This window comes from Winogradskyella sp. A3E31 (assembly GCF_046720935.1).
Classification (GTDB): Bacteria; Bacteroidota; Bacteroidia; order Flavobacteriales; family Flavobacteriaceae; genus Winogradskyella.
Map to the genome: position 1 here is coordinate 243,324 of NZ_JBHNWH010000005.1, position 26,514 is coordinate 269,837.

Sequence of the window (26,514 nt, forward strand, 5' to 3'; positions counted from 1 at the left end):
TTTTTGCTGTAAAGAATTGTTAAAATCCCATTTCTTATATTCGTGCCATGCAGAACCGTCTCGTTAGCATTTTAATGCCGTTTAAGAATTCTCAACCCTATCTTCAAGATTGTATCGATAGTATCATTGCTCAATCATATGAAGATTGGGAACTACTAGCCATTGATGATCATTCTACGGATAATTCTTATGAAACCTTGTATCAATATTCAAAATCAGATGACAGAATCAAGGTTTATAAAGCAGAAGGTAATGGCATCATTGAGGCTTTAAGACAGGCTTTTCAAAAATCTAAGGGAGAATTTGTTACACGAATGGATAGTGATGATATCATGGCTGAAAATAAGCTTGAACACATGGTTTCACAGCTTGAAGACTATGGTAAAAATCATGTAGCTCTTGGCTTGGTGAAGTATTTCAGTAAGGCTGGCATAAGTGATGGTTATGCTAAATATGAAGCTTGGTTGAATCGACTAACCAAAACCAGAAGCAATTATTCTGAAATTTATAAAGAGTGTGTTATTCCTTCACCCTGCTGGATGGTGCATAAATATGATTTAATAACATGCGGGGCATTCGAGCCTAATCTTTACCCAGAAGACTACGATTTAACCTTTCGGTTTTATGAGCACGGATTAAAATGCATCCCATCCAATCAACTTTTACACTATTGGCGCGACTACCCTACTCGGACCTCGAGAACCCATGAGCATTATGCCCAGAATTATTTTTTAGATATAAAATTGCACTACTTCTTAAAGCTAGACCACAAGCCCAAAAGGCCACTTACGGTTTGGGGGGCAGGCTTTAAAGGCAAGACTATTGCTAAAGGGTTAATTAAAAATAAGGTCCCGTTTCATTGGATTTGCGACAACCCAAAAAAAATTGGTAAAGACATCTATGGACAGACCTTGCAGCCATTTGAATTTTTATCCTCCCTAAAAAGCCCACAAACCATTGTAACGGTGGCTAATGATAATGAGCAAAAATCCATTGTCAATTATTTTGAATCATTAAACCTAAAACCTGTTTACGATTATTTCTTTTTCTGTTAGAAACGTTAAATTTCTCAAAATCGAATTCAGGAATTCCTCAGGCTTTGTCTATATTTACAACTGAACTTTAAAATTCATTAATCAGGAATGCAGTTTAAACATCCAGAACTACTTTGGGCATTATTGCTGCTTGTTATTCCTATTATTATCCATCTTTTTCAATTACGCCGCTTTCAGAAAATAGATTTTACCAATGTGAAATTTTTAGAGAATGTCGTTCAGCAAACACGGAAAAGCTCTCAAATAAAAAAATGGCTGATTCTCTTTACGAGATTATTTTTATTAGCCTGTGTTATATTAGCTTTTGCACAACCTTATACTTCTGATAAAACAGATTTTAAAACAGCATCAGAGACGGTTATTTATATTGACAATTCCCACAGTATGGGCGCTCAAGGCAGTAATGGCACGTTGTTAAACGAAGCCATACAGGCTTTACTCACTCATATTTCTCAAGAGGAGCCCATTACAATTTTTACAAATGACGAGGTCTTTAAGGACACCAACATTAAAGCAATATCAAATCAACTTATTGGTCTTGGTTTTTCTCCTAATCAATTGAGCTATGAAGCTGCTTACTTAAAGGGAACCAATTACTTTTCAAATGATGACAGCACCTTGAAAAACTTCGTTATGGTATCCGATTTTCAGCAGGCGTCAGATATGCTAGACTTTGAAGAAGACTCTGGTATTAATTTAAAAATCGTACAATCTAACCCTGTTAATGTAGCCAACATTTCTATTGATTCTGTATTTATAGATACGGTTTCACCCGATAATCTTGAGCTTTCCGTTAAGCTCAGTAAAACCGGTAGTACTAATAATTCAGCATCTGTAGCATTGTATAATGGTTCAGAATTACTTGCAAAATCAGCGGTTGATTTTAACACTTCTGACATCACTAATTTTACATTGCCTACAAATACTCCAATAGACGGCATGGTGTCCATTGAAGATTCTGGACTTGAATATGATAATACGTTTTATTTTAATATCAATTCTGAAGAAAAAATAAAGGTGTTGTCTATTAATAATACGGATGATGAATTCTTAAGTCGCATTTATACGGATGATGAATTTCTGTACACCAGCACTTCAATTAACACCCTTAATTACAATATTGTATCTGAGCAAAACCTTATTGTTTTAAACGAGTTGGAAAGTATTCCGAATCCATTAATAACCAATTTACAGACCTTTAAATCTAATGGAGGTTCAATATTAATCATTCCTTCAATTGAAATTATTTTTAATTCTTATAACCAATTACTTACAACTTTAAATAGCACAACCTATACTGGCTTAAATGACATTGAAAAAAAGGTAACTACAATACAATTTAATCATCCTGTTTTAGCAAACGCTTTTTACAATAGAGTCACCAATTTTCAATATCCAAAAGCAAATACAAGTTATGGAATGTCATCATCCTCTAATGCTATCTATGCTTTTGAAGACGGTAGTCCTTTTTTAACAGGCAGGGACAAGGTCTATGTTTTTACAGGATCTTTAAATAATGACAATAGTAATTTTAAAAGTTCGCCATTAATTGTTCCTGCATTATATAATATTGGTAAACAGAGTTTAGAATTGCCTCAACTGTATTATACTATCGGAAATTTAAATACAATAGACATTAAGACCGACCTAGGGCAAGATGACATTTTAATGCTTAGAACGGATGGTGCTTCTACTATTCCTTTACAGCAAACGTATAGTAATAAAGTGAGTTTAACCTTAAATGATTTTCCTAAGGCTTCTGGTATTATAGATGTCGTTGACAAGCAAGAGGTATTGAAAAAGCTCAGTTTTAATTATAACAGAAGTGAAAGTGATCTCAATTACCACAATATGAGTTTAAATGCAGACTATTCCTTGAGTTCTAGCTTAAGTTCTGCAATCGAAGACATAAAAAGTGGCACAAATGTTAATGAGCTATGGAAATGGTTTGTTATTTTTGCCGTGATATTTCTGATTACAGAAAAGCTCATCTTAAAATATCTTAAATGAACGCACTCATAAAATCCGCTACAATTGTTGATTCTAAAAGTGAATTTCATAATGAAACTGTTGATATTTTAATCGAAAAGGGGGTTGTCTCTAAAATTTCTAAACGGATTTCCAACCCTAAGAGTTACAAAGAAATTTCCTTAGACAATTTACATGTTTCCCCAGGTTGGTTTGATAGCAGCGTGTCGTTTGGGGAGCCAGGGTTTGAAGAACGAGAGACTATTGCAAACGGATTAAAAACTGCTGCACTTTCTGGCTTTACACACGTCGCTTTAAATGCTAATACAAATCCTGTTGTAGATAGTAGTGCAGATATTTCTTTTGTTAAATCCAAAGCGAATGACCATTTGGTAAGCCTATACCCTATTGGAGCACTGACTTGGCAGGGCAATGGTACTGATTTAGCGGAACTATACGACATGCACAAAGCAGGTGCTGTAGCCTTTTATGATTACAAGCAACCAATTACCAACCCTAATCTTATGAAAATTGCCTTGCAATACGCAAGTAATTTTAATGGTCTGGTGTGTGCTTTTCCTCAAGAGTCAAAAATTACTGGATTAGGAGTGATGAACGAAAATGTTAACAGCACAAAGCTTGGACTAAAAGGAAATCCAAGTTTAGCTGAAGAGATTCAAGTTGCTAGGGACTTGTTTTTGCTAGAATACACCGAAGGAAAATTACATATACCAACAATTTCTTCTTCGAAGTCTGTTGACTTAATCAGAGAAGCAAAAGCGAAAGGTTTAAATATAACGTGTTCGGTTGCCATACAGAATCTGTTCTTCACAGATGACGCACTGAGTGATTTTGAAACTAATTTTAAGACTTTGCCGCCTTTACGTACCGAGGCTGATAGGCTTGCACTAATCGAAGGCATAAAAGACGGCACCATTGATATGGTCACTACGGACCACAACCCTATAGATATTGAAAACAAAAAAGTAGAATTCGATAATGCCATGTATGGCACAATCGGTCTGGAATCTGCTTTTGGAGCACTTCAAACTATTTTTACCACAAAAAAAGTAATCGCACTGCTGACTAAAGGAAAGGAAAGGTTTGGTATACAAAACACACTAGTTGAGGAAGGTGCCAATGCTGATTTTACCTTATTTAATCCTTCTAGTGAATATCAATTTAAGGAAAAAGACATTCTTTCTAAATCTAAAAATTCATGTTTCTTAGGAGCTAAACTCAAAGGAGAAGTTTACGGAAGCATTGCGAATAATAAAATAATGCTAAAGCATGACTAACAATACTATTAACGAAGGTAAAACATACGCTTTTGTCGCTTATTTAACTTTAATCGGTACTTTAATAGCCTTTTTTATGAACCAGGAAAAGCGTAACGAGTTTACGTCGTTTCATATAAGGCAATCTCTTGGGCTATGGTTGATGTATATGATTTTAGGTTATGTTGTTGGTGGGTTTGACAGCTGGATGGTTACCATGTCTTTTTGGATATTTTTTTCGGTACTTTTTATTTTCGGAATTATTGGTGCTATCACAGGCAAATACAATGAAGTGCCTATTCTAGGGTCATTTTTTCAAAACATCTTCAAAAACATTGGTCAATAATGAGTTCTTTATTACACCACATTACAAGGCCTTCAAGCCTAAATGACAACGCACCATTATTGATTATGTTTCACGGTTACGGAAGCGATGAGAATGACTTATTTTCCTTTGCCTCTGAACTACCGGAAGAATTATTTATCATTTCAGTTAGAGCTCCATATCCTATGCAACCTTATGGTAATGCTTGGTACACTATAAATTTTGATGCTGAAAAAGGTAAATGGAGCGATGACGAAGAAGCTAAATCCTCTCGAGACTTAATTGCCAATTTTATTGACGAAGCTTGTAACAATTATCCTGTTGACAACAACAATATTACACTACTTGGATTTAGTCAAGGTACCATACTAAGTTATGGCGTAGCCCTAACCTATCCTGAAAAGGTAAATAATATAATCGCTTTGAGTGGTTATGTTAACACAGGCATCATACCTACGAATATGAACCCATCCAAGTTTGAGCACCTCAGTTTCTACTGTTCGCACGGTAGTGTTGACCAGGTTATTCCTGTCGATTGGGCACGTAAATCGATAGAATTTCTTAAGGGCTTAAATGTAGAACACCACTATTCTGAATTCCCTGTTGGTCATGGTGTAGCTCCTCAAAATTTTTACGAGTTTAACGAATGGCTCAAAAAAAGAATTTAAAATTGATTGACAGGATACATCAAGTAATCCGTCAAGGTAAACTTTAAATCATCATTCTCGTCTATGGAATAATTGACGAAGATCTCTCCCCAATGCTCTCCATCGGTAAAGTTTGCTACCAACCATTTGTGATTTAAAATCCTAATCTTATTGATCAGTATTTTATTTTCGGTCATTGAAGCGTAAGGCACAATAGGGTGATCATCACCTTCGTAATCATTGAGATTGTATAATTCGTCTTTTATAATTGGGATAAGATCGTCTGTTTTATAACCAAAGCTTTCAAAATAACTCAAAGCGTCCTCATTATTTTCAATTCTAAAATAACTTAGTTCAAGATTAGTATCGGTTAATTGATCAGTTAAAGAATCGCACTCAGCCTTTTTCTTCTTTAATATTTCAATATCAGATTCATACTTATCGAGTATATTTTTTGAGTTGACATACTGAAAAACAATCAGTAAAACAGAAAAAATAAACAAATACATAAAAATTCTACTCTTCATAATTATATCGTTATCTGCAGGTTATCGTAAGCTAAAAAAACGTTCTTTGGGAGCTTTTGTTGTACTTCATCATGAAAGCCCAAAAGATGGCTTATATGGGTTAGGTAAGCCTTTTTGGGCTTTACAATTGCTATAAATTCTAAGGCTTCCTCTAAATTAAAGTGAGACTGGTGGGGTTCTTCACGCAATGCATTGACAACAAGTACTTCCAGGTTTTTTAATTTCTCAACTTCTTTCTGAGGAACTGTTTTCATATCCGTTAAATAAGCAAAATCCTTAAAACGGTATCCAAACACCTGTAGATTATGGTGCAAGCCGTCAATTGGTGTCACCTCTATATTTCCTAGTGGAAACGCTTCGTTTTTCACCACCTGCTTAACAACACTAGGTGCTCCAGGATATTTGTTTGTCGTTTCAAAGATATATTCGAATCGCCTTTCTAAAGCCTTAAAAACACGGTCATGCGCATACAGTTTAATATCTCCTTGCCTAAAGAAAAATGGCCTTATATCATCAAGACCCATAGTATGATCGGCATGCTCATGGGTAAATAAAATGCCGTCAATTCTCTTACAATTAGAGCGCAACATCTGTTGTCTAAAATCTGGACCGCAGTCAATGACATAAGTAAACGTATCCCATTCGACCAAAACTGACACTCTTAATCGCTTATCTTTTGGATTATTACTTAAACAAACAGGGTGTTCACTTCCAATTATGGGGATACCTTGAGATGTGCCTGTTCCTAAAAATGTTATCTTCAAAAGCGTTAAGATTTATCACAAAAATAAGTTTATTTTTTTGTTTGATAGGCTAAAATCATACCTTTGTAAGAGCTTAAAACAGCAATCGTTATGCCCGAAATTACATATGAAGCCGATAGACAATTTGAAAACATTCCATCCTTAAAGGACAAATGTTTGAGAATTAATTTAAACGAAGATATTTACGGCACCTTCTCTGAAATTGGCGCAGGCCAAGAAACAGTACGCCAATTTTTTAGGGCAGGTGGAGCTTCAGGCACGATTGCAAAAGCTATGTCTGCTTACGACAAAGACTTTAGCGATGCCATTTACGGCATAGAAGATGACAAACGTTACGTTACAGAAGCACGTCTTAGAAAAATGTTGAATCACGAAATCACGCTAATGGAACAGCGTATTACCCGTGACAAGCATCCGAATAAAATCTTCTTCTCTTACGCCAATACGGTTGCAACAATTGATTTTGCAAAAAAATACAAAGGCCATGGCTGGGTGGGCATTAAGTTTCAGGTAAAACCAGATGCAGATTATAATGATATTGTAATCCATATTCGTTTTAAGGAAAATGATGCACGTTTACAACAAGAAACTTTAGGAAAACTAGGTACCAATCTTATTTATGGAGCTTTCTATAAGTATAACGAGCCCCGTAAATTGTTACGCTATTTATACGACCACCTAGACAAAGACCAATTAGAAATAGATACTATTAATTTTGCTGGACCTGTTTTTGAGGATATTGACAACAGATTGATGAGTCTTCAATTGGTTAAAAATGAAATGACAGATGCCGTAATGTTTGCTCCAGATGGCAACAACGTCTTACCTGCAAGAGTACTTTACAAAAAAAATATATTGGCGCTGAGAGGTAGCTTTAGACCTGTGACCAAAGTAAACATGGATATGTTTGAGAAATCTTACGAGATGTTTATTAAAGAAAATAAGGTTGACAAGGACCAAACACAAGTAATTTTTGAGATCACGTTATCTAACCTTAGGGCTGAAGGAGAGATTGATGAGCAGGATTTTATGGACCGTGCACGATTGTTATGCTCTCTTGGCCAAACAGTATTGATTTCTAATTTTAAAGAATACTATAAACTGGTAGAGTATTTTTCACAATACTCTAAAAACCGAATGGGACTTTCCATGGGAGTGAATAACCTTGTAGATATTTTTGATGAAAAATATTATCGCCATTTGAGTGGAGGCATACTGGAAGCCTTTGGAAAGCTCTTTTTTAAAGATTTACGAGTATACCTTTATCCTATGCAAAATGATGATGGTTCACTTACAACTAGCGAAAACTTAAAGGTACATCCTCGTATGAAGGAATTATACAAGTTCTTTAAGTACAATGGAAAGGTTGTTGATATCACGGACTATGACCCTTCTATACTTTCTATTTTCTCAAGAACAGTATTGAGCAAAATTGCTAAAGGAGAAGATGGATGGGAGCCAATGTTACCAGAAGGCGTTTCAAAACTGATTAAAGAAAAAAGCCTCTTCGGATGCGAATCTGAAGAAGCTATGAGAAACTATTAAAATAAAAGCGATTCAAAATTGAATCGCTTTTTTATTACCCTAATATCTGATTGGTATGGTCTTTAGTTTTCACCTTAGTAATCACATCTTCAATGTTTCCATCTTCGTCAATTACAAATGTTGTTCTGTGTATACCATCATATTCTCTCCCCATAAATTTTTTACGTCCCCAAACACCAAATGCATTAATAACACTTTTATCTTCATCTGCTAAAAGTGGATATGGAAACCCGTACTTATTTTTAAAGTTAGATTGGCGCTTTTGGCTATCTGCTGATACCCCAACAATATCATATCCTTGGTCTGTAAAGGTTTTATAATTATCGCTTAAATTACAAGCTTCTGTTGTACAACCCGGTGTACTCGCCTTGGGATAAAAGAAAACCACTAATTTTTTTCCTTTGTAATCTGATAATTTTACTGTGTTTCCATCTTGATCTAAAGCTTCAAATTCTGGCGCCTTATCTCCTACTTTTAAATGTGTCATATTGTGTAACTTTGGTTTCTGTAAAAATACAATGAATGACAAAGCAAGAAAAGGTAGAATTCGTTATAAATACGTTAAATCGTCTATACCCTACAATTCCAATTCCATTAGAGCATAAAGACCCATATACACTTCTCATAGCAGTATTGATGTCTGCACAAAGTACGGATGTAAGAGTTAATCAAATCACTCCTTTATTGTTTGAGCGGGCTGATAACCCTTATGATATGATTAAACTCTCTGTCGAAGAAATTAGGGAAATTATAAAACCTGTTGGGTTGTCCCCTATGAAAAGTAAAGGTATACATGGCTTATCTAAAATATTGATTGACAAACATGACGGAGAAGTGCCAAAAACTTATGAAGATTTAGAAGCTCTACCTGCGGTCGGTCACAAAACAGCAGCTGTAGTCCTTTCCCAAGCATTTGGTATTCCTGCTTTTCCTGTAGATACGCATATCCATCGATTAATGTATCGCTGGAATTTGACCAATGGTAAAAATGTCGTTCAAACAGAAAAAGATGCAAAACGATTATTTCCTAGGGAATTATGGAACGATCTTCATCTCCAGATTATTTGGTATGGACGCGAATACTCACCAGCAAGAGGCTGGGATTTAGAAAAAGATATCATTACTAAAACTATTGGAAGAAAGTCAGTCTTAGATGAGTATTATAAAAAGAAAAAATAGGCTACTGGTATAATTGTTGTGGTGTCTCAGGAAACAACCAACTATGCAACGCCTCTTATTATTAGCCCTTTCATTCACTATTCTATCTTGTATCCCCGTCAAAGTTGCCCCTCGTTTTAAGAATAAAGACTATAGGGTGATGGTTGCCAAAAAGTTTCAACGTAAGCTGCCACGAGAAACCTCCTTTATCTTTAAAGACCCTAAAGATGCGGGTGATTTTTATGATTTTATAAATTCAAAATATGAGTTAGATCATGTAAATGTTGGCTTCAATGTTCCTTTTGAATTAAATGGAGAAACGTTATACCTTACGTATTATGAGATAGAACGCATGGATGAAACTCTTAACTTACCACTAGTTTTTATTGATGCAACACTTGAACAAAAAGCAAATACAACACTATTTGACAATAATTACACCAGCAGAAAAGGTCATTGGTATATTAGATTAACTGTTTATGACGAGGATATTAGAAATTGTTTATTGGATAATCATCCACTAAAAAACCAGGTCATTGAATACTTAAAGACACTAAAATCCCAATACCTTACTTTTGAAAATTATGAGGAATTGAAGTTTATAAAAAAATCCTAATTAGAAAACTAATTAGGATTTTTCACTTTAAATTAATTTAGAAGTGCTTCAAACTTCAGATTTTTATAACAATTAACACTTAAAGCCTTTGAATAACTCAAAAGGAAACTAACCGTTTCGTCTTTTGGTTTAAGTTGATCATTTTTTGGAGTACAATCAGAGTAAAATTTTGCCATTTGCTGGGTTTATAAGTTAATACAAAACAGTAAACGCAACTAAATTCTCTTTATTGTATCAATTTGTTAAAACGATATTGTTTTGCTCAATAATTTTACGCAAATTTATGAGTGCATAACGCATTCTTCCCAGAGCTGTATTGATACTGACACCAGTACGTTCTGAAATTTCCTTAAAACTCATATCCTTATACATCCGCATTTTTAAAACGGCTTTCTGATCTTCGGGTAATTCTTCAATAATACGCCTTACATCTAATTCCACCTGCGATTTAATCATGGTTTTCTCAGCATTTAATGAGGAATCACTAATCACGGAAAAAATATTAAAATCGCCCGAATTATCGAATTTTGGCATTCTTTTATTACGTCTAAAATGGTCTATCACCAAATTATGGGCAATACGCATTACCCAAGGTAAAAATTTACCTTCCTCATTATACTTCCCTCTTTTAAGAGTACGTATAACTTTTATAAAAGTGTCCTGAAAAATATCTTCTGTAATATCTCTATCGTACACTTTAGAATAAATAAAACTGTAGATTCTTTGCTTGTGTCGCTTTATTAATTGTGCTAAAGCGTTTTCGTCACCGTTTATGTAATCGCTTACTAAAACTGCATCTTGGATAAGTTCTTGTTTCATAATATTAGTACTTTAAGCTATAGAAGTTGCCTTCTTTGTTAGGGGTTTAGCTGAATTCTTAAAGTAATATTATGTAATACGCAGTTCTTTTGTTATTGAATTGATTTCAAATATAACAACAATCATTCCGAAAAAACAAAATTTGACCCCAAAATTTAACATTTAAAGTAATGATTTGTAGCTTTTTCCTGTAAAATAGAAGTTGTACTTTTGCAAAATTACACCTCAAAAGCTATGACAAATCCTGTTTTGGACGTTAATCCCAAAGAAAACATCATTATTAAAGGAGCAAAACTCCATAATCTCAAAAATATTGATGTTGTCATTCCAAGAAATAAATTAGTGGTTATTACGGGGTTATCCGGCTCTGGAAAGTCAAGCTTAGCTTTCGATACACTTTACGCCGAAGGCCAAAGACGCTATGTAGAAAGCCTAAGTAGTTATGCCCGTCAATTTTTGGGACGGTTAAATAAACCCAAAGTGGATTACATTAAAGGGATTGCTCCAGCTATAGCAATAGAACAAAAAGTAAATTCTACAAACCCTAGATCTACAGTTGGTACAACTACTGAAATCTATGATTATTTAAAATTATTGTTTGCCAGAATTGGGAAGACCTACTCTCCTATTTCGGGGAATTTGGTAAAAAAGCATCGCACCTCAGATGTTATCGATTTTATATCACGTTTTGAGGAAGGTTCAAAACTATTGTTGCTGTCCCCGATTTATCTTGAAGAAGGCAGAACAATCGAAAATAAAATTGAGACTTTATCTAAACAAGGCTATGCGCGTTTAAAGCATCAAGGTGAGGTTATCCGAATTGAAGAGGCTTTAAAGTTAAATATCACTTCAATTAAAGATTTGTATTTAGTTGTTGACAGAATTATATACAAAGAGGATGAAGATTTCTTAAATCGTCTTGCTGACGCTATAGAAACGGCGTTTTTTGAAGGTAATGGCAGTTGTATTATTGAATCATTGTCAGACAAAAAACAAACGACTTTTAATAATAAGTTTGAATTAGACGGCATGACGTTCCTCGAGCCAAATGCTCATTTATTCAGTTTTAATAATCCTTATGGAGCTTGTCCAAAATGTGAAGGTTATGGTGATGTTATCGGCCTTGATGAAGATTTAGTTATCCCAAATACTGCCCTATCCGTCTATGAGAATGCCATTTTTCCATGGCGTGGCGAGAGTATGAGCTGGTACAGAGACCAGTTGGTCAATAATTCGCATAAATTCGATTTCCCAATACATAAGCCTTATTTTGAATTAACTGAGGAGCAACAAACTCTTATTTGGTCTGGTAATGAATACTTTGAAGGCCTGGATAGCTTCTTTGCCGAATTGGAGTCTAAGGCCTACAAAATTCAGAATCGTGTGATGCTCTCTCGATATAGAGGAAAAACAAAGTGTAGCCTTTGTAAAGGTAAAAGGTTACGAGAAGAGGCAAATTACGTTAAGATTGCAGATAAAACAATTACTGATTTAGTAGATTCCCCACTAGACGAGCTAGCCGAATTCTTTAAAGACTTACAGCTAAGCGAAAATGACACAAAAATCGCTAAACGCTTATTGAAAGAAATCAATACAAGGCTCGAATTCCTATCAAATGTTGGTTTGGACTACCTAACACTAAACCGAAAGTCTAATACACTCTCTGGTGGAGAAAGTCAGCGGATCAACTTAGCGACCTCATTGGGAAGCAGCTTGGTTGGATCCATGTACATCCTAGACGAACCCAGCATTGGTCTACACCCAAAAGACTCTGAACGCTTAATCGGAGTCCTAAAATCTTTAAGAGATTTAGGAAATACAGTTATTGTTGTTGAGCACGATGAAGATATTATGAAAGCCGCTGATGAAATTATTGATATCGGCCCAGAAGCAGGTACTTTTGGCGGTGAGGTTGTAGCTACAGGCAACTTTAAAAATATACTCTCTAGTGACACCCTAACTGCAAGATACCTTAATGGGGATGCCAAGATTAAAGTGCCTGAAAAACGAAGAACTTCAAAATATTTTTTAGAAGTCATTGGCGCAAGAGAAAATAACTTGAAAAATATCAATGTAAATTTTCCTCTTGGTATGCTTACAGTTATTACTGGCGTTTCTGGAAGTGGAAAAAGCACCTTAATTAAAAAAATATTATTTCCGGCATTACAAAAAGAATTAACAGGCTTTGGTGATAAAGCCGGGCAATTCACGGAGCTTAAAGGAAATTACACAAATATTAAGCAGCTCGAGTTTGTAGATCAAAATCCTATCGGGCGTTCATCACGGTCTAACCCCGTAACTTACATTAAGGCCTATGATGATATCCGAGCTCTGTTTGCTAGTCAAAAATTGAGCAAGATTAGAAATTTCCAGGCCAAACACTTTAGTTTCAATGTAGATGGTGGTCGCTGTGAAACTTGTAAAGGTGAAGGTGAAGTGACTATTGAAATGCAATTTATGGCCGATGTCCACCTCTCCTGTGAAACGTGCCATGGAAAACGCTTTAAGAAAGAGGTTCTCGAAGTAACTTTTGAAGGTAAATCCATTGATGATGTTTTAAACATGACCATTGATGATGCTGTTGGCTTTTTTGACACTTATAACCAAACAAAAATCACAAACAAACTACAGCCGTTAAAAGATGTTGGTTTGGGATATGTAACATTAGGGCAAAGTTCTTCTACCCTATCTGGTGGAGAAGCACAACGTATAAAACTAGCCTCATTTTTAGGCAAAGGAACACGGGGGAATAATACGCTCTTTATTTTTGATGAACCTACAACCGGGCTTCATTTTCACGATATACAAAAGCTGTTAAAATCCTTTCAGGCCTTAATTTCAAAAGGACACTCTATAATCGTCATAGAGCACAATATTGAATTGATAAAATGCGCTGACCACATTATAGATTTAGGCCCCAAAGGAGGAAAACACGGTGGAGAACTTGTTGCCTTTGGAACACCAGAGGAAGTTATTAAAAACCCGAAATCTGTAACAGGCACTTATTTAAAGGAAAAACTATAAGTAGCGTTCAGTAATGATTTGCTTATGGTGATTTTCATGACCAATAATGATGTGGCCGATAGCTCGTACTGAAATCGATGAACCACTGGCAGTACCAGTAGATAATAGATCTTCATCAGAAAATGAATTGAACAATGTTACGGTAGCCTTTCTCACTGCTTTATACTCATCGAGCAAACTTTTAATAGAACGTTTAGTGGCATTACCAGTAACTACATAATCATCTTGTTCAAAACCAGGTAATTCAGAAGTATCCCGTCGCGCTATTCTTAAAGCTCTGTAAGCAAATACACGCTCAGCGTCAATGATATGCAATAAAATATCCTTCACTGTCCACTTCCCTTCTGCGTAACTGTAGTCTAATTTATCTGCAGGTATTAAGCTATAGAAGTGATGGATTACATCTCCATTTTCCTCCAAGGCATTAGAAAATGTAGAATCAATAATTGCTTTATCGATATATGGCTGATAGTACGAGTTATATTCGGTCGGATTTAATTTCATAGTTTAATTAATTAGGAGTATAAACCTAACAAAAAACCCTTAACATTTCTGCTAAGGGCTCTTTAAAATTTATTATAACAATTAGAGTTCGTTAAAAATAGTATGCATCAAACGCTTTTTATCATTGATACTTTCCTCTAAAGAAATCATAGTCTCGGTTCTATATACCCCTTCAATATCATCTAATTTAAAAATAATATCCTTAGCGTGTTCTGTGCTTTTAGCTCTTACTTTACAAAAAACATTGAACTTACCAGTGGTAATATGTGCAACAGTAACATTTGGTATATTATTGATACGTTCCAATACAAACTTGGTCTGCGATGTATTTTGAAGAAAAACTCCTACATAAGCGATAAAAGAGTAACCTAGTTTTTTATAATCCAAGGTTAAGGATGATCCACGGATAATTCCCGCCTCCTCCATTTTCTTAACTCTTACGTGAACAGTACCTGCGGAAATCAATAATTTTTTTGCAATATCAGTAAATGGAACACGTGTATTATCGATTAACATATCCAAAATCTGATGATCAATTTCGTCTAATTTAAATTTAGCCATAAGTCATTTTATTAAATAATGTGCAAAGTTAAAAGAATTTCATTATTAATAATGCACAAAATTTTAAAATATTTAAGATTTTATCAAGATTTTACGATTATTTAATATTACGAAATCGATTTCGGAGCCTACTTTAAGCGTCTTATTTTTTGAATCGCACACTACCGAATTTTTAGCATCGATAGTTTTGTGGCCAAAATAACCATCCAAATCTTCGATTTTGATAATTTCTGGAACAAATACCACTTTATTACCTACTAAATCTTCCCTGAATTGTATGGCTATATCTACAGTCTTTTCATCACTTTGAAAAAGCCTCGCGTGTTTTATAAGAACATCGTAAAAGCACACTTCATTTTTTGGAATATCAAAATACTGCTGATAATCATCTACCGCAACACCTCTTGAAATATGCGTTAAAGCATGATAGAGTGCATAAAAGATATATTTTCGTGTTTCTTCACGGTTATAATCGTCTGGAAAGTGCCCAGCCTCAAAGAGAACTGTACTTGCGCCAAGGTTTTGAAACGTGTCTCCTACACAATTAAGGTTAAAACCATCGTCATAAAGCCCAATACCACCATCTAATTCAACACTAAGTCTAGAGTGTAAGGATGCTATAATACACATCGCTTGTTTTCTATGCATCGGAAGACTTTTATCAGCATCCATAGCTGGAGCTAAAAAGGATAGTGTTGCAGATCTTCCAGAGTTTCCTGCTCCAAAAATAGTGCGCTGACCGTGCAGGTTAAAACAATACGCTGGTTTAAACTCGTCAAACAACTCCCTAAGGATCTTACTTTCTGGTTGTGAAAGATCTTGTGCATCTCTGTTAAGGTCAATATCATTAGCATTTACCCTTGTATAATAATGTGCTCCATCAGGATTTAGAATTGGCATTATCATCAATGTACAAGATTCTAAAATATTTTGGACACTAGCATTGTTCTCAGAAAAGCAATTCAAAAGATCAAATAGAGCTTTAGTCGTCGTTGACTCATTGCCATGCATTTGAGACCACAATAAAACTTTTTTTGGTCCAGAGCCAAGTTTTATGGAATGAATAGGTACACCTTCAACAGAATCCCCAATCTTATTGACCTTAAAATTTGATGTCATTTTCTTAACTAACGGAGCAATCATATCGACAGTAATATACCGTCCGGATAATGTCTTTTCTTTATTAGAAATATAAAGTTTGTGCAACGTTTTTGAAGTCATTCAGAAATTTTTAAAAGACAAAGGTATACAATTGTAAATTTACATTTGTAAACAAAAATAATGTCTAATAAATTTACATTTATAAACATATTTGAAGTTTTAATCTTTACAATGAAAATACTCATTGAAATATTATTAATCAAATTCATATTATGTAATTAATATATTATATTTCAGAATTTTAATCATATTTATATAAAGTTTTACTCTAGATTATATGTACATTATTTTCTTTATTTTTATAGTATTAACGCAACAATGTTTACTTTTGTAACGTTAAATATGAAAACCTCAAGTTTACAGTGATAAACAACACCGAATTCGCTAAACGTTTGCAGAAAGTCATTGATTTTTACGAGGAAACAGCATCTGGTTTTGCTGAAAAAATTGGTGTCCAACGCTCAAGTATTTCACACATTTTATCTGGAAGAAATAAGCCGAGTTTAGACTTTGTTATGAAAGTGCTACACTCCTATCCCGAAGTTGAACTGTATTGGTTAATGAATGGAAAAGGAGAATTTCCTAAAAAAGAAAAAATCTCACCAAACATTGCAAAAGCTTCAAAAGAGCCTATTACTGAAAATAGCTCTGAAACTTCTTCAGAGATAGAAAAAATAATAATTTTCTATAAAGACGGTAGTTTTAAAAGCTACCAAAACTAAATTGCTATACTTTCAACTTGAAAAGCTAAATAGCTCATCAGCCAATACCCAATAATTAGTACCTTTGCACAAATCATATAAATGAAGAGAATTTTAGCATTGATTATTGGAATTTGCCTCTATGGGTGTTACTCAAACGAAAGAAATTGCAAAGACTTTAAAGAAGGTACATTTTCGTTCAACTATTCGGTTAATGGTGAAAAGCACTCAGGGAAATTCACGAGGACAGAAGATTTAAACATTGATTACTTTGAAGGCAAAGTCGATTCTGCATCCATACGATGGATTAATGATTGTGAATTTATTCAAACTAAAATAAATCCTCAATCCCGTGCAGAAGAAGCGCCAATACACATGAAAATATTGAGCACAACAGACTCTTCATATACTTTTGAATACAAATTGGCTGTAAAAAAACCTAATTCCACATTACGAGTAGAAAAAGGTACAGCTTACGTAATACGTTGATTTATGTTAGAATTTTTATTGAGCAGTGATGCTATTATCGCATTGTTAACCTTAACATTTCTAGAAATAATATTGGGCATAGACAATATTGTTTTTATATCTATTGCTGCAAATAAATTGCCCGAGCACCAGCGTTCTAAAGCCACAAACATCGGACTTATCCTTGCCATGGTTCAGCGTGTCGTGCTTTTATTCTTTGTGTCCTTACTGGTTAGTCTTAAAGAACCGTTTTATACTATTGATTGGGATTGGCTTCAAGTTGGTGTGAGTTGGCAAGGCTTAATATTATTATTTGGTGGTTTGTTCCTCATCTACAAAAGTACTTCAGAAATCAGGGAAAAGGTAGAAGCACCTTCTCATGATGAAAATGCAATAAAAAAGAAAAAGATTTCTACCCTTAAGAAAGCAATCACGCAGATTCTTATTATTGATTTTATTTTTTCCGTAGATTCTATTTTAACGGCTGTTGGAATGACAAATGGTTTGCATCCCAATAGCGATTACACTCTAATCCTTATGATAATTGCTGTTGTTATTTCTATTATTATAATGATTGTATTTGCTAATCCAATTCGGGAGTTTATAGACACGCACCCTAGCATTCAAGTGCTTGGTCTTTCATTTTTAATATTGATAGGGTTTATGTTAATCACGGAATCCGCCCATTTATCTGACTTTACATTCTTTGGAAAAAGTGTCGGCGAGATACCAAAGGGCTATTTGTATTTTGCGATTGCTTTTTCTTTAATGGTAGAGTTTTTGAATCACCGGATTCGTAAAAAGGATAAATGATTTTTTAATCAATAACTCTTTCATTATTTATGGCAGTTATCAATAACCAAAGCTAAAACAAAGATCCTTGGCCATTATCGTTACTTTCTGAGTCATCATCATCACCTTTATTCTTATCACTACGCTTTGGCTTAGGGTCCAACTCCACTTCAACAGGCTTTTCATCATCACCGGAGACTGACTCCTCATCAACGACCTCAATATCCTGGGCTGGTTTAGTTTCTGGCGCTTCGTAAGGTAATGGGTCCAATACATTTATTTGATTGACTTTTTCCTTAGTTAGCTGGTTACCTAGCGCTGTGATGCCTTTAACCGCAATAAACTCCTCAAGGTTTACCTCCATGTTTGGCTTTCTATCTTTTCCACGCTCCTTTGTGAATTCAACTTCTGCCATTGGTTTCCAATCTGTAGAGATGACCTCTAATTGGGAATTAGGATGGTCGGATATAAACAGTTCTTCTTTACCTTCGTTTTCAATTAAAAATCGTTTTACATAATAACGCTCCTTCTCTCCATCGAAATAAATTGCAGAAATTGGTTTTTTCGGAATCCACTTCTCCAAAACAATCATATCTCTACTAAAATGCGTTGTCAGCTCAGGGGTAATTGTTTTTACAATACCCGACTGATTAATAATTAATAGACGGTCTTCCCCTCTAAATTCGCCTATGAGCTCGCCTCTACCATCAACATTAAGACGTTGTACTGTATCATCGAACCATATCTTACGTGGTTTTAGGGTAGAAACCCCTTTCTCTTTTAATTCTATACGTTTTACAGAATATTTAGTAACCAGATTTCCTTTTGAGCCTCGTCCTTTAATAAGGATTTCTGCAAAATCGAGATCCCATTTCAATTTTTTAATACTTCCTACCTGTCGCAATAGTACAGTAACAACTTCGGCTTCCCCGTTAGGGTTCGCAGAAAAATAATATACGGCAGAGTTTTTACTTCCATTACACATATCGTATTCCCGGTCTCTGGTAACACTAGTTACCGCAAATCGTTTTACATACGAAGGACCACCTTTACCATCGCGGTAAATCATGTTATAAATAGTCCGTTTGTCTTTTTTCTTAAAGACTGCCACATGTATAATATTTTTTCCGATAAAGGTTTTTGAGTCCACTTTTGTGACCATCATTTTTCCTTCTTCGGTAAACACAATAATATCATCGATATCACTGCAATCACAGACATATTCATCACGTCTTAGAGACGTACCTATAAAACCTTCTTTACGATTAACGTATAGCTTAGTATTTCTTATCACAACCTTGGTAGCATCAACATCGTCGAATATTCCTATTTCAGATTTACGTTCTTTGCCCTCACCATATTCCTTTTTTAACCTTTCAAAATAGGCTATGGCATAGTTAATAAGGTTCGCTAAATGGTGCTTTACTTCTGCAATCTGATCTTCTAAAGCTTCAATCTTTTGTTGGGCTTTGTCTATATCAAATTTTGAAATCCGTTTAATCCGTATTTCAGTTAATCTTGTAATGTCTTCAGTCGTAACCTCACGTTTTAAATGCTTAGTATGCGGCTTAAGACCTTTGTCAATAGCTTTAATAACTCCTTCCCAAGTTTCCTCCTCTTCAATATCTCGGTAGATTCTGTTTTCGATAAAAATCCGTTCTAATGATGCAAAATGCCATTGGGATTCAAACTCACCGAGTTTAATTTCTAGTTCTTGTTTTAAAAGATCGACCGTATTATCTGTTGAACGACGTAACATCTCAGAAACCCCTATAAACAAAGGCCTATTGTCTTCAATAACACAACCTAAGGGAGAAATGGAAGTCTCACAACTGGTGAATGCGTATAATGCATCAATAGTTTTATCTGGAGAAATATTTGAAGGCAAGTGTACTAAAATTTCAACTTCAGCAGCTGTGTTGTCTTCTATTTTCTTAATTTTTATTTTCCCTTTATCGTTAGCCTTTAAAATAGAGTCTATTAAAGAAGATGTTGTTGTAGTATATGGAATCTCGGTAATGACCAAGGTGTTTTTGTCTTTAGCTGAAATTCTTGCTCGACAACGTATTTTTCCTCCTCTATTACCATCGTTGTAATCTGAAACATCAATGATACCGCCAGTAGGAAAATCTGGCACTAGTTTAAACCGCTTTCCATTAAGGTGTTTAATGGAAGCATCTATCAATTCAATAAAGTTATGAGGCAGAATCTTGGTAGATAAGCCCACGGCAATACCTTCACCTCCTTGTGCAAGCAGCAATGGGAACATTACTGGAAGATTTACAGGCTCCTTCCTCCTGCCGTCATAAGACAATTGCCATTCCGTGATTTTTGGGTTGAAAACAACGTCTAGTCCAAACTTTGAGATTCGTGCTTCAATATAACGTGAAGCTGCTGCTCTGTCACCAGTCAGGATATTTCCCCAGTTACCTTGTGTATCGATTAACAAATCTTTTTGACCAATCTGTACCATGGCATCAGCAATACTGGCATCACCATGTGGATGGTATTGCATGGTATGTCCGACGATATTAGCCACTTTATTGTAACGCCCATCATCTAAATCCTTCATGGAATGCATAATACGACGTTGTACAGGCTTAAAACCATCTTCAATTGCAGGCACAGCACGTTCTAAGATAACATAGGAGGCATAGTCTAAAAACCAGTCCTTGTACATACCGGTTACCTTCGTGATGGTTTCCTGATTTCCAGAATCCTCAGAAGGTAAGTCCTCATTCATTAAGTCGTCATTTTCTTCACTCATCTATTCAGTATTGTTCTTTGCATTTTCCCTAAGCATTTTACGAAGGGATTTTTTAATATACTTTCGTTTTTTCTTTTGAACCAAAGTGACATTAAAAACATATTTTTTTGTTTTTCCGTTGGAATGTCTTATCAATAGTTTTAAAGTCTTATAAATAAGATAATTTCTGAATTTGAATCCAACAAGATTCTTTTTATAAAACTCAATCTTATGTTCTCGGTAATTAAATCTATCACCCAACAAAAGCCCTTTATTTGTCACCACAACCTTAACTCCGTCACTATCATATTCAAAATATCTTGAAATAAGATAAACCATTAACAATAACGCTACAAAGACCAAAAAGATAATAGAAAACGTAAGTGCTGGATTTTCGGATAATTCACTGAATGCCCCAAATACCGTAGCCAATATTATTGCTAAAATAATAAGAACAAAATATACCGAAACAATAATGCCTCTTACCTTCTCATTATCAGTTCTCATATGTCTTCCTCAACGATATCTAGTTCTACTTTTAGGTTATCAATAATAAACTCCTGTCGTGATGGTGTGTTTTTTCCCATATAAAAAGATAAAAGCTCCTCAATGGACATGTCCTTATCTAACATCACAGGGTCTAAACGAATATCCGGACCGATAAAATGTTTAAACTCATCAGGAGAAATCTCACCAAGACCTTTAAATCGTGTAATTTCTGGCTTAGGCTTTAATTTTTCAATGGCATCTTTACGCTCTTGTTCGGAGTAACAGTAAATGGTTTCTTTTTTATTTCTAACCCTAAATAGTGGGGTTTGCAGAATATATAAATGTCCTTCTTTTATAATCTCTGGAAAAAATTGCAAGAAAAATGTAATTAGCAACAATCGAATATGCATACCGTCGACATCAGCATCCGTTGCAATAACAACATTATTATATCTTAGGTCCTCTAAAGATTCTTCAATATTTAACGCAGCTTGAAGCAAATTAAATTCCTCATTCTCATAGACTATTTTTTTAGACAGCCCATAACTATTAAGTGGTTTTCCCTTTAGACTAAAAACTGCCTGCGTATTAACATCTCTTGATTTTGTAATACTACCTGATGCTGAATCACCCTCTGTAATGAAAAGCGTTGTTTCTAAACTTCGTTCATTTTTAGTATCACCAAAATGCACACGGCAATCACGTAATTTCTTATTATGAAGACTTGCTTTTTTTGCACGATCTTTAGCTAACTTTCTAATACCAGACAATTCTTTTCGCTCACGTTCGGCTTGAAGGATTTTTTTCTGGATTTTATCCGCAATCTCAGGGTTCTTATGCAGGAAATTATCAAGGTATGTTTTTACAAAGTCATTGATATAAGTTCTAACGGTCGGTAAATCCCCTCCCATATCGGTAGATCCTAATTTTGTTTTTGTCTGACTCTCAAAAACAGGCTCCATCACTTTTATGGCAATGGCAGATACTACAGATTTTCTAATATCCGAAGCGTCATAGTTTTTTCCGTAAAATTCTCGTAGTGTTTTTACAATACCTTCCCTAAAAGCTGACAAATGCGTTCCTCCCTGAGTTGTATTTTGTCCATTGACAAAAGAATGATACTCTTCGCTATATTGTGTCTTACTGTGCGTTATGGCAATTTCAATATCGTTACCTCTCAAATGGATAATGGGATAGAGCATGTCCGAGGCATTGATATTTTCGGACAATAAATCTTTTAATCCATTTTCACTATAGTACTTTTCACCATTAAATAAAATGGTTAGTCCTGGATTTAAATACACGTAATTTTTGAGCATTCTTTCGATATACTCGTTTCGGTATTTAAACTTTTTAAAGATGGAATCGTCGGGCACAAAGGAGACTTTTGTTCCTTTTCGACGAGAGGTGTCACCTAATAGCTCTTCATTGGTGAGGTTACCCTGTTCAAATTCCGCGGACGCTGATTTTCCGTCTCTTGTGGATTCTACTCTAAAATAAGATGATAATGCGTTTACTGCTTTTGTACCGACACCATTTAGCCCTACAGATTTTTTAAAGGCTTTTGAATCGTACTTTCCACCGGTATTCATTTTAGACACTACATCAACAACCTTCCCTAGTGGAATACCACGGCCATAATCCCTAACTATGACTTTATCACCAACAATGGAAATTTTAATAGTCTTCCCAGCACCCATGACAAACTCGTCAATAGAGTTATCTATAACCTCTTTTAGCAGGATGTAGATACCATCATCGGCCGAAGAACCATCACCTAACTTACCTATATACATACCAGGTCGCATACGGATATGTTCTTTCCAGTCGAGCGAGCGTATATTTTCTTCAGTATAGTTAGTTTGCTGTGTCATAGATTTAAGGAAATTATGATGGGAGGCTAATATAATACTATACCATAAAAAATGAAACCCCGAATTGGCAAAGTAATTAACAATAAAAAAGCCAATGTTGTTGAGAACATTGGCTTCTGTTGCGTTTTATTATATTTCTATACATTAAATAAGAAATGCATAACATCTCCATCCTTAACAATGTAGTTTTTGCCTTCAACACGCATTTTTCCTGCTTCTTTTACTTTGGCTTCACTTCCATAAGCGACATAATCTGAATAAGCTATCACTTCTGCTCGGATAAACCCTTTTTCAAAGTCTGTATGGATTACACCTGCTGCTTGTGGAGCTGTTGCTCCGACATCCACTGTCCAGGCTCTTACTTCTTTTTCCCCTGCAGTAAAGTAGGTTTGCTGGTTTAATAAAGTATAGGCAGATCTAATTAACTTTGCTGAACCAGGCTCATCAAGTCCTATATCTGCCAAAAATAATTGACGCTCTTCATAATCATCTAGTTCATTGATATCTGCTTCAGTACCTACCGCCAACACCAAAACTTCAGCATTTTCACCTTTAACAGCTTCTCTGACTTTTTCTACATAAGCATTACCAGTTGTGGCAGAACCTTCATCAACATTACACACGTACATCACTGGCTTATCTGTAATAAACTGCATCGGTTTTACAAAATCTTCATAATCATCTTCTGAGAAATCTAATGCTCTTACCGAAGTTCCTGTTTCTAAACCTTCTTTTATTTTTAAAAGAATAGATTCTTCCTTTTGAGCATCTTTATTACCTGTTTTAGCAGCACGTTTTACCTTATCTAGCTTTTTCTCTGCAGTTTCTAGATCTTTAAGCTGAAGCTCAATATCTATAGTCTCCTTATCTCTGATAGGATTGATACTACCATCTACATGGACAATGTTATCGTTATCAAAACATCTCAATACATGAAGAATCGCATCCGTTTCTCTAATATTAGCTAAAAATTGATTTCCAAGACCTTCACCTTTACTTGCCCCTTTAACCAATCCAGCGATATCAACAATTTCAACCGTTGCTGGAATCACTTTCTCAGGATTAACCAATTCTTCCAATTTTGATAATCTTGGATCTGGGACGTTAACAACTCCAATGTTAGGTTCTATGGTACAAAACGGGAAGTTTGCACTTTGCGCTTTTGCATTAGACAAGCAATTAAATAAGGTTGACTTACCTACGTTTGGCAGTCCTACAATTCCTGCTTTCATATTTGGCTATTTTTGGAGTGCAAATGTAAGTATTTACATGAATACATTATTTAATTACCTGTTATTTTAATTTTTGTCTGAATTTCAGTTTTATCCAAAATCAAAGGCAGCCATTTTTATAAAAAATGACTGCCTTCTTTGTGCAAAAATTCGCTATTAATCAATGCATGGTTGGAAGGTTACTTGCCTTCTGATACTGCTGTTTTTGTAAGAACGTCTCGGTTGGTAGACACTTTTACAAAGAACATCTGATTGCTCTGTCTTGACATATCGATTGTTGCACTTCCTTTTGTATCAGCACTATATCCATTAAAGGTCTTACTGTAAACCATAACTCCTTTAAGGTCATAAACTGAAATGTTCACATCCGTATCATAGTTGAAATTGTATTGTACATTAATTTCATTTTTAAACGGAATTGGATACATATTAAAGTCTCCTGTCAATTGAACTTCGTCAACTGGCTCTTCCTCTATAATATCAGCAATACGAACAACATCATTAGGGAATGGCTCTGTTGTACAAATATCAACTTCAGCATGGGCAATGACGTAGAAATCATTTAAACACCCATCCATTTCGGATACAGGAATTTCGATCACTACCGTATCACCTCCATTGCCGTCAGCAGATTCTGTATATTGACCTGGCGCAACTGTATAATTGATAATTCCACCAAATCTTGGATTACCACCTCCACTCATTCTTCCTTTACGTTTTATAGGGAATGGATCACACGATGCATTAAAATGACCTGTATATAATTTATAATCAAACCCTTCTGGTGCACCACTAACATCATAAGTAGCAACCAAATTATCTCCAACTCTTGTTACTGTAACATCACCGACTAAGGTACCAGGACCCTCATTTGGATCACAAGAATTACCATTGGCAGCATAAAGCTCAAAAGTGTATGAGTTATACTGATTTCCAGGGTCCGCGCTAATGTCAGTCTCTAAATCAAGACCTTCAATTGTCCATCCCCAACGGTTAGTATTTAATCCTAAATCTTCTGCTTCATCACTTAAGAAACAAATATTAGATGTTCCTGGATTTCCTCCATTATCATAACCAAAGGCTGTTTCAGAGTCACAGCAATCATAAGTTGTTACTTCGTAATTACACGTTGATGTACATCCAGTTTCATTGTCTGTAACCATTAATGTAAGTGTATAACTACCAACACCATTTCCCGTAACATCTACAGAACTCGCTGTTGGGTCAGTATCAATATCCCCAGCTCCAGAAATGCTCCATAAATAGCTGACGTTTTCAGAACCTCCTGAATAGGTGTATGTCTGTTGAATATCTTCACACACATCAGTTGGACCAGAAATATCACAATCTGGATTAGGGTTAACAGTAATTGTACTTAAAGCATCTGATGAGGTTTCACAGTCACCAATGGCTTGCTCTACTATAAATAGATATTCACCTGGTACTGTTGGAGCAAGTGGGTATCCATTTTCCCCTAACTCGTCATCTGGAACAAGAATTTTCTCGCCATCAACAACTTTGTACCATACTAAATCGACACCTTCAGGTCCTTCTACAAATAAGGTCGCAGGTGCATCAGATGCACAATAATCATCTTCAAATGATATTGGGTCTACTTGTTCAAATACTGGGTTTATTGTTCCAGAACCCATTGCTGTACAGCCTGTAACCGTATTCGTTATAGTCACAGAATAGACTCCTATAAGACCTGTATCAAAACTAGCTACATTGCCTGGGTTATCACCTACTATAATTTCATTTGGATCGGTCCAACCAACAGGTACCGTCCAAACATAGTCATAAGACCCTGGAGGTAATGGAGCTGCTGTAACTGTTGTTATATCACCTGCGACTACACATAAGGTAGTATCACCTATTTGAACATCTACGTCAGGATTAGCATAGACATCAACATCAAAAGTCTTCTCTGTATAACAGCCTTCATCACCATCATTGTCATTATCTATTCTTACCGTAATCTCTGTAGTACCTATATCTGCACTATATGCTGCCGGATTAGCTATTACACCATCTGCATCACTATATGTAACTGTTCCTGGATCTGCATTGGTGACAGCTGATGTCAAATCAAAAGTCTGAGAACCTGTCTCGCCTTCTTCACAATCCTCCAAGTCCATAACATCAAAGTCCGGGTTGTCGTAGACTGTCAACATAAAGGAAGCCGTTCCGTAACAACTATTGTCGTCAGCATTCTCGCTACGAACCCAAATCGTCGTACCGTCTGCAGCACTGTAAGCGTT

The 26,514-nt window shown here is 35.3% G+C and carries 24 protein-coding genes; 12 read left to right on the top strand and 12 right to left on the bottom strand.

Features of this window, described 5'->3' with window-relative positions; all coding sequences use genetic code 11:
* Nucleotides 1-47: 47 nt before the first annotated feature.
* From ACFEMA_RS08255 to ACFEMA_RS08275, 5 genes are all read left to right on the top strand, one after another.
* Nucleotides 48-1,055, top strand: coding sequence for a glycosyltransferase family 2 protein (locus tag ACFEMA_RS08255; protein WP_411767664.1), 1,008 nt, complete (start codon nt 48-50; stop codon nt 1,053-1,055).
* 87 nt (nt 1,056-1,142) lie between these two features.
* On the top strand, nt 1,143-3,065 hold the full coding sequence (locus ACFEMA_RS08260) for a BatA domain-containing protein (RefSeq protein WP_411767665.1): 1,923 nt from the start codon (nt 1,143-1,145) through the stop codon (nt 3,063-3,065).
* Nucleotides 3,062-4,321, top strand: coding sequence for a dihydroorotase (locus ACFEMA_RS08265; protein WP_411767666.1), 1,260 nt, complete (start codon nt 3,062-3,064; stop codon nt 4,319-4,321). The genes ACFEMA_RS08260 and ACFEMA_RS08265 overlap by 4 nt, the downstream gene beginning before the upstream one ends.
* Nucleotides 4,314-4,646, top strand: coding sequence for a DUF4870 domain-containing protein (locus ACFEMA_RS08270; protein WP_411767667.1), 333 nt, complete (start codon nt 4,314-4,316; stop codon nt 4,644-4,646). The genes ACFEMA_RS08265 and ACFEMA_RS08270 overlap by 8 nt, the downstream gene beginning before the upstream one ends.
* On the top strand, nt 4,646-5,293 hold the full coding sequence (locus tag ACFEMA_RS08275) for an alpha/beta hydrolase (RefSeq protein ID WP_411767668.1): 648 nt from the start codon (nt 4,646-4,648) through the stop codon (nt 5,291-5,293). Before ACFEMA_RS08270 ends, ACFEMA_RS08275 begins: the two co-directional genes overlap by 1 nt.
* Here ACFEMA_RS08275 and ACFEMA_RS08280 read toward each other — a convergent pair.
* A complete protein-coding gene (locus tag ACFEMA_RS08280) occupies nt 5,290-5,799 on the bottom strand; it encodes a hydrolase (protein WP_411767669.1) in 510 nt (169 codons plus the stop codon). The two genes, ACFEMA_RS08275 and ACFEMA_RS08280, sit on opposite strands and share 4 nt — an antisense overlap.
* A 2-nt stretch (nt 5,800-5,801) precedes the next feature.
* A complete protein-coding gene (locus tag ACFEMA_RS08285) occupies nt 5,802-6,563 on the bottom strand; it encodes an MBL fold metallo-hydrolase (RefSeq protein WP_411767670.1) in 762 nt (253 codons plus the stop codon).
* A 90-nt stretch (nt 6,564-6,653) separates the two neighbouring features.
* Here ACFEMA_RS08285 and ACFEMA_RS08290 point away from each other — a divergent pair, with 90 nt between their 5' ends.
* Nucleotides 6,654-8,108, top strand: coding sequence for a TonB-dependent receptor (locus tag ACFEMA_RS08290; RefSeq protein WP_411767671.1), 1,455 nt, complete (start codon nt 6,654-6,656; stop codon nt 8,106-8,108).
* 34 nt (nt 8,109-8,142) lie between these two features.
* Here the strand turns inward: ACFEMA_RS08290 and bcp are convergent, their stop codons facing one another.
* Nucleotides 8,143-8,595, bottom strand: coding sequence for a thioredoxin-dependent thiol peroxidase (gene bcp / locus ACFEMA_RS08295; protein ID WP_411767672.1), 453 nt, complete (start codon nt 8,593-8,595; stop codon nt 8,143-8,145).
* A 35-nt stretch (nt 8,596-8,630) separates the two neighbouring features.
* On the opposite strand from bcp, the gene ACFEMA_RS08300 reads away from it, so the two are divergent.
* Together ACFEMA_RS08300 and ACFEMA_RS08305 are read left to right on the top strand one after the other, a co-directional pair.
* Entirely contained in the window at nt 8,631-9,287 is a 657-nt protein-coding gene (locus ACFEMA_RS08300) for an endonuclease III domain-containing protein (protein ID WP_411767673.1), read from the top strand.
* 43 nt (nt 9,288-9,330) lie between these two features.
* Nucleotides 9,331-9,882 carry a hypothetical protein gene (locus tag ACFEMA_RS08305; protein ID WP_411767674.1) on the top strand — a complete coding sequence of 184 codons (552 nt, stop codon included), beginning with the start codon at nt 9,331-9,333 and terminating at the stop codon, nt 9,880-9,882.
* A 234-nt stretch (nt 9,883-10,116) separates the two neighbouring features.
* On the opposite strand, the gene ACFEMA_RS08310 is transcribed toward ACFEMA_RS08305, so the two are convergent.
* Nucleotides 10,117-10,701, bottom strand: a complete 585-nt coding sequence (locus ACFEMA_RS08310) for an RNA polymerase sigma factor (protein ID WP_411767675.1) — start codon at nt 10,699-10,701, stop codon at nt 10,117-10,119.
* Between the two features lie 234 nt (nt 10,702-10,935).
* On the opposite strand from ACFEMA_RS08310, the gene uvrA reads away from it, so the two are divergent.
* The gene (gene uvrA / locus ACFEMA_RS08315) at nt 10,936-13,725 is read left to right on the top strand and encodes an excinuclease ABC subunit UvrA (protein WP_411767676.1); all 2,790 of its coding nucleotides are present in this window, start codon (nt 10,936-10,938) and stop codon (nt 13,723-13,725) included.
* Here the strand turns inward: uvrA and ACFEMA_RS08320 are convergent.
* The 3 genes from ACFEMA_RS08320 to ACFEMA_RS08330 all read right to left on the bottom strand — a co-directional run bounded on the left by ACFEMA_RS08320 (nt 13,720) and on the right by ACFEMA_RS08330 (nt 16,011).
* Complete coding sequence (locus ACFEMA_RS08320) at nt 13,720-14,229, bottom strand: DinB family protein (protein ID WP_411767677.1); 510 nt, start codon at nt 14,227-14,229, stop codon at nt 13,720-13,722. The two genes, uvrA and ACFEMA_RS08320, sit on opposite strands and share 6 nt — an antisense overlap.
* An 81-nt stretch (nt 14,230-14,310) precedes the next feature.
* The gene (locus ACFEMA_RS08325; RefSeq protein ID WP_411767678.1) at nt 14,311-14,790 is read right to left on the bottom strand and encodes an Lrp/AsnC family transcriptional regulator; all 480 of its coding nucleotides are present in this window, start codon (nt 14,788-14,790) and stop codon (nt 14,311-14,313) included.
* 72 nt (nt 14,791-14,862) lie between these two features.
* Nucleotides 14,863-16,011 carry a M14 family zinc carboxypeptidase gene (locus tag ACFEMA_RS08330; protein ID WP_411767679.1) on the bottom strand — a complete coding sequence of 383 codons (1,149 nt, stop codon included), beginning with the start codon at nt 16,009-16,011 and terminating at the stop codon, nt 14,863-14,865.
* 302 nt (nt 16,012-16,313) lie between these two features.
* Here ACFEMA_RS08330 and ACFEMA_RS08335 point away from each other — a divergent pair, with 302 nt between their 5' ends.
* From ACFEMA_RS08335 to ACFEMA_RS08345, 3 genes are all read left to right on the top strand, one after another.
* Nucleotides 16,314-16,673, top strand: a complete 360-nt coding sequence (locus ACFEMA_RS08335) for a helix-turn-helix domain-containing protein (protein WP_411767680.1) — start codon at nt 16,314-16,316, stop codon at nt 16,671-16,673.
* Nucleotides 16,674-16,754: 81 nt separating this feature from the next.
* Nucleotides 16,755-17,141 (top strand): hypothetical protein, encoded by a 387-nt coding sequence (locus ACFEMA_RS08340; protein ID WP_411767681.1) that lies wholly within the window; start codon nt 16,755-16,757, stop codon nt 17,139-17,141.
* Between the two features lie 3 nt (nt 17,142-17,144).
* Nucleotides 17,145-17,933, top strand: a complete 789-nt coding sequence (locus ACFEMA_RS08345) for a TerC family protein (protein WP_411767682.1) — start codon at nt 17,145-17,147, stop codon at nt 17,931-17,933.
* A 52-nt stretch (nt 17,934-17,985) separates the two neighbouring features.
* On the opposite strand, the gene ACFEMA_RS08350 is transcribed toward ACFEMA_RS08345, so the two are convergent.
* From ACFEMA_RS08350 to ACFEMA_RS08370, 5 genes are all read right to left on the bottom strand, one after another.
* Nucleotides 17,986-20,679: a DNA gyrase/topoisomerase IV subunit A gene (locus tag ACFEMA_RS08350; RefSeq protein ID WP_411767683.1), complete on the bottom strand. Its 2,694-nt coding sequence runs from the start codon at nt 20,677-20,679 to the stop codon at nt 17,986-17,988.
* Nucleotides 20,680-21,165 (bottom strand): hypothetical protein, encoded by a 486-nt coding sequence (locus ACFEMA_RS08355; protein ID WP_411767684.1) that lies wholly within the window; start codon nt 21,163-21,165, stop codon nt 20,680-20,682.
* Nucleotides 21,162-23,021, bottom strand: a complete 1,860-nt coding sequence (locus tag ACFEMA_RS08360) for a DNA topoisomerase IV subunit B (RefSeq protein WP_411767685.1) — start codon at nt 23,019-23,021, stop codon at nt 21,162-21,164. The genes ACFEMA_RS08355 and ACFEMA_RS08360 overlap by 4 nt, the downstream gene beginning before the upstream one ends.
* Before the next feature lie 137 nt (nt 23,022-23,158).
* A complete protein-coding gene (ychF, locus tag ACFEMA_RS08365; protein ID WP_411767686.1) occupies nt 23,159-24,253 on the bottom strand; it encodes a redox-regulated ATPase YchF in 1,095 nt (364 codons plus the stop codon).
* Nucleotides 24,254-24,432: 179 nt separating this feature from the next.
* The coding region (locus ACFEMA_RS08370) for a T9SS type A sorting domain-containing protein (RefSeq protein WP_411767687.1) at nt 24,433-26,514 on the bottom strand (2,082 nt) is incomplete at its 5' end.

What these genes read in the sequence shown, in the direction of transcription:
- ACFEMA_RS08255 (WP_411767664.1), top strand. Translation starts at nt 48, where the DNA reads ATGCAGAACCGTCTCGTTAGCATTTTAATGCCGTTTAAGAATTCTCAA.
- ACFEMA_RS08260 (WP_411767665.1), top strand. Translation starts at nt 1,143, where the DNA reads ATGCAGTTTAAACATCCAGAACTACTTTGGGCATTATTGCTGCTTGTT.
- ACFEMA_RS08265 (WP_411767666.1), top strand. Translation starts at nt 3,062, where the DNA reads ATGAACGCACTCATAAAATCCGCTACAATTGTTGATTCTAAAAGTGAA.
- ACFEMA_RS08270 (WP_411767667.1), top strand. Translation starts at nt 4,314, where the DNA reads ATGACTAACAATACTATTAACGAAGGTAAAACATACGCTTTTGTCGCT.
- ACFEMA_RS08275 (WP_411767668.1), top strand. Translation starts at nt 4,646, where the DNA reads ATGAGTTCTTTATTACACCACATTACAAGGCCTTCAAGCCTAAATGAC.
- ACFEMA_RS08280 (WP_411767669.1), bottom strand. Translation starts at nt 5,799, where the DNA reads ATGAAGAGTAGAATTTTTATGTATTTGTTTATTTTTTCTGTTTTACTG.
- ACFEMA_RS08290 (WP_411767671.1), top strand. Translation starts at nt 6,654, where the DNA reads ATGCCCGAAATTACATATGAAGCCGATAGACAATTTGAAAACATTCCA.
- bcp (WP_411767672.1), bottom strand. Translation starts at nt 8,595, where the DNA reads ATGACACATTTAAAAGTAGGAGATAAGGCGCCAGAATTTGAAGCTTTA.
- ACFEMA_RS08300 (WP_411767673.1), top strand. Translation starts at nt 8,631, where the DNA reads ATGACAAAGCAAGAAAAGGTAGAATTCGTTATAAATACGTTAAATCGT.
- ACFEMA_RS08305 (WP_411767674.1), top strand. Translation starts at nt 9,331, where the DNA reads ATGCAACGCCTCTTATTATTAGCCCTTTCATTCACTATTCTATCTTGT.
- ACFEMA_RS08310 (WP_411767675.1), bottom strand. Translation starts at nt 10,701, where the DNA reads ATGAAACAAGAACTTATCCAAGATGCAGTTTTAGTAAGCGATTACATA.
- uvrA (WP_411767676.1), top strand. Translation starts at nt 10,936, where the DNA reads ATGACAAATCCTGTTTTGGACGTTAATCCCAAAGAAAACATCATTATT.
- ACFEMA_RS08320 (WP_411767677.1), bottom strand. Translation starts at nt 14,229, where the DNA reads ATGAAATTAAATCCGACCGAATATAACTCGTACTATCAGCCATATATC.
- ACFEMA_RS08325 (WP_411767678.1), bottom strand. Translation starts at nt 14,790, where the DNA reads ATGGCTAAATTTAAATTAGACGAAATTGATCATCAGATTTTGGATATG.
- ACFEMA_RS08330 (WP_411767679.1), bottom strand. Translation starts at nt 16,011, where the DNA reads ATGACTTCAAAAACGTTGCACAAACTTTATATTTCTAATAAAGAAAAG.
- ACFEMA_RS08340 (WP_411767681.1), top strand. Translation starts at nt 16,755, where the DNA reads ATGAAGAGAATTTTAGCATTGATTATTGGAATTTGCCTCTATGGGTGT.
- ACFEMA_RS08345 (WP_411767682.1), top strand. Translation starts at nt 17,145, where the DNA reads ATGTTAGAATTTTTATTGAGCAGTGATGCTATTATCGCATTGTTAACC.
- ACFEMA_RS08350 (WP_411767683.1), bottom strand. Translation starts at nt 20,679, where the DNA reads ATGAGTGAAGAAAATGACGACTTAATGAATGAGGACTTACCTTCTGAG.
- ACFEMA_RS08355 (WP_411767684.1), bottom strand. Translation starts at nt 21,165, where the DNA reads ATGAGAACTGATAATGAGAAGGTAAGAGGCATTATTGTTTCGGTATAT.
- ACFEMA_RS08360 (WP_411767685.1), bottom strand. Translation starts at nt 23,021, where the DNA reads ATGACACAGCAAACTAACTATACTGAAGAAAATATACGCTCGCTCGAC.
- ychF (WP_411767686.1), bottom strand. Translation starts at nt 24,253, where the DNA reads ATGAAAGCAGGAATTGTAGGACTGCCAAACGTAGGTAAGTCAACCTTA.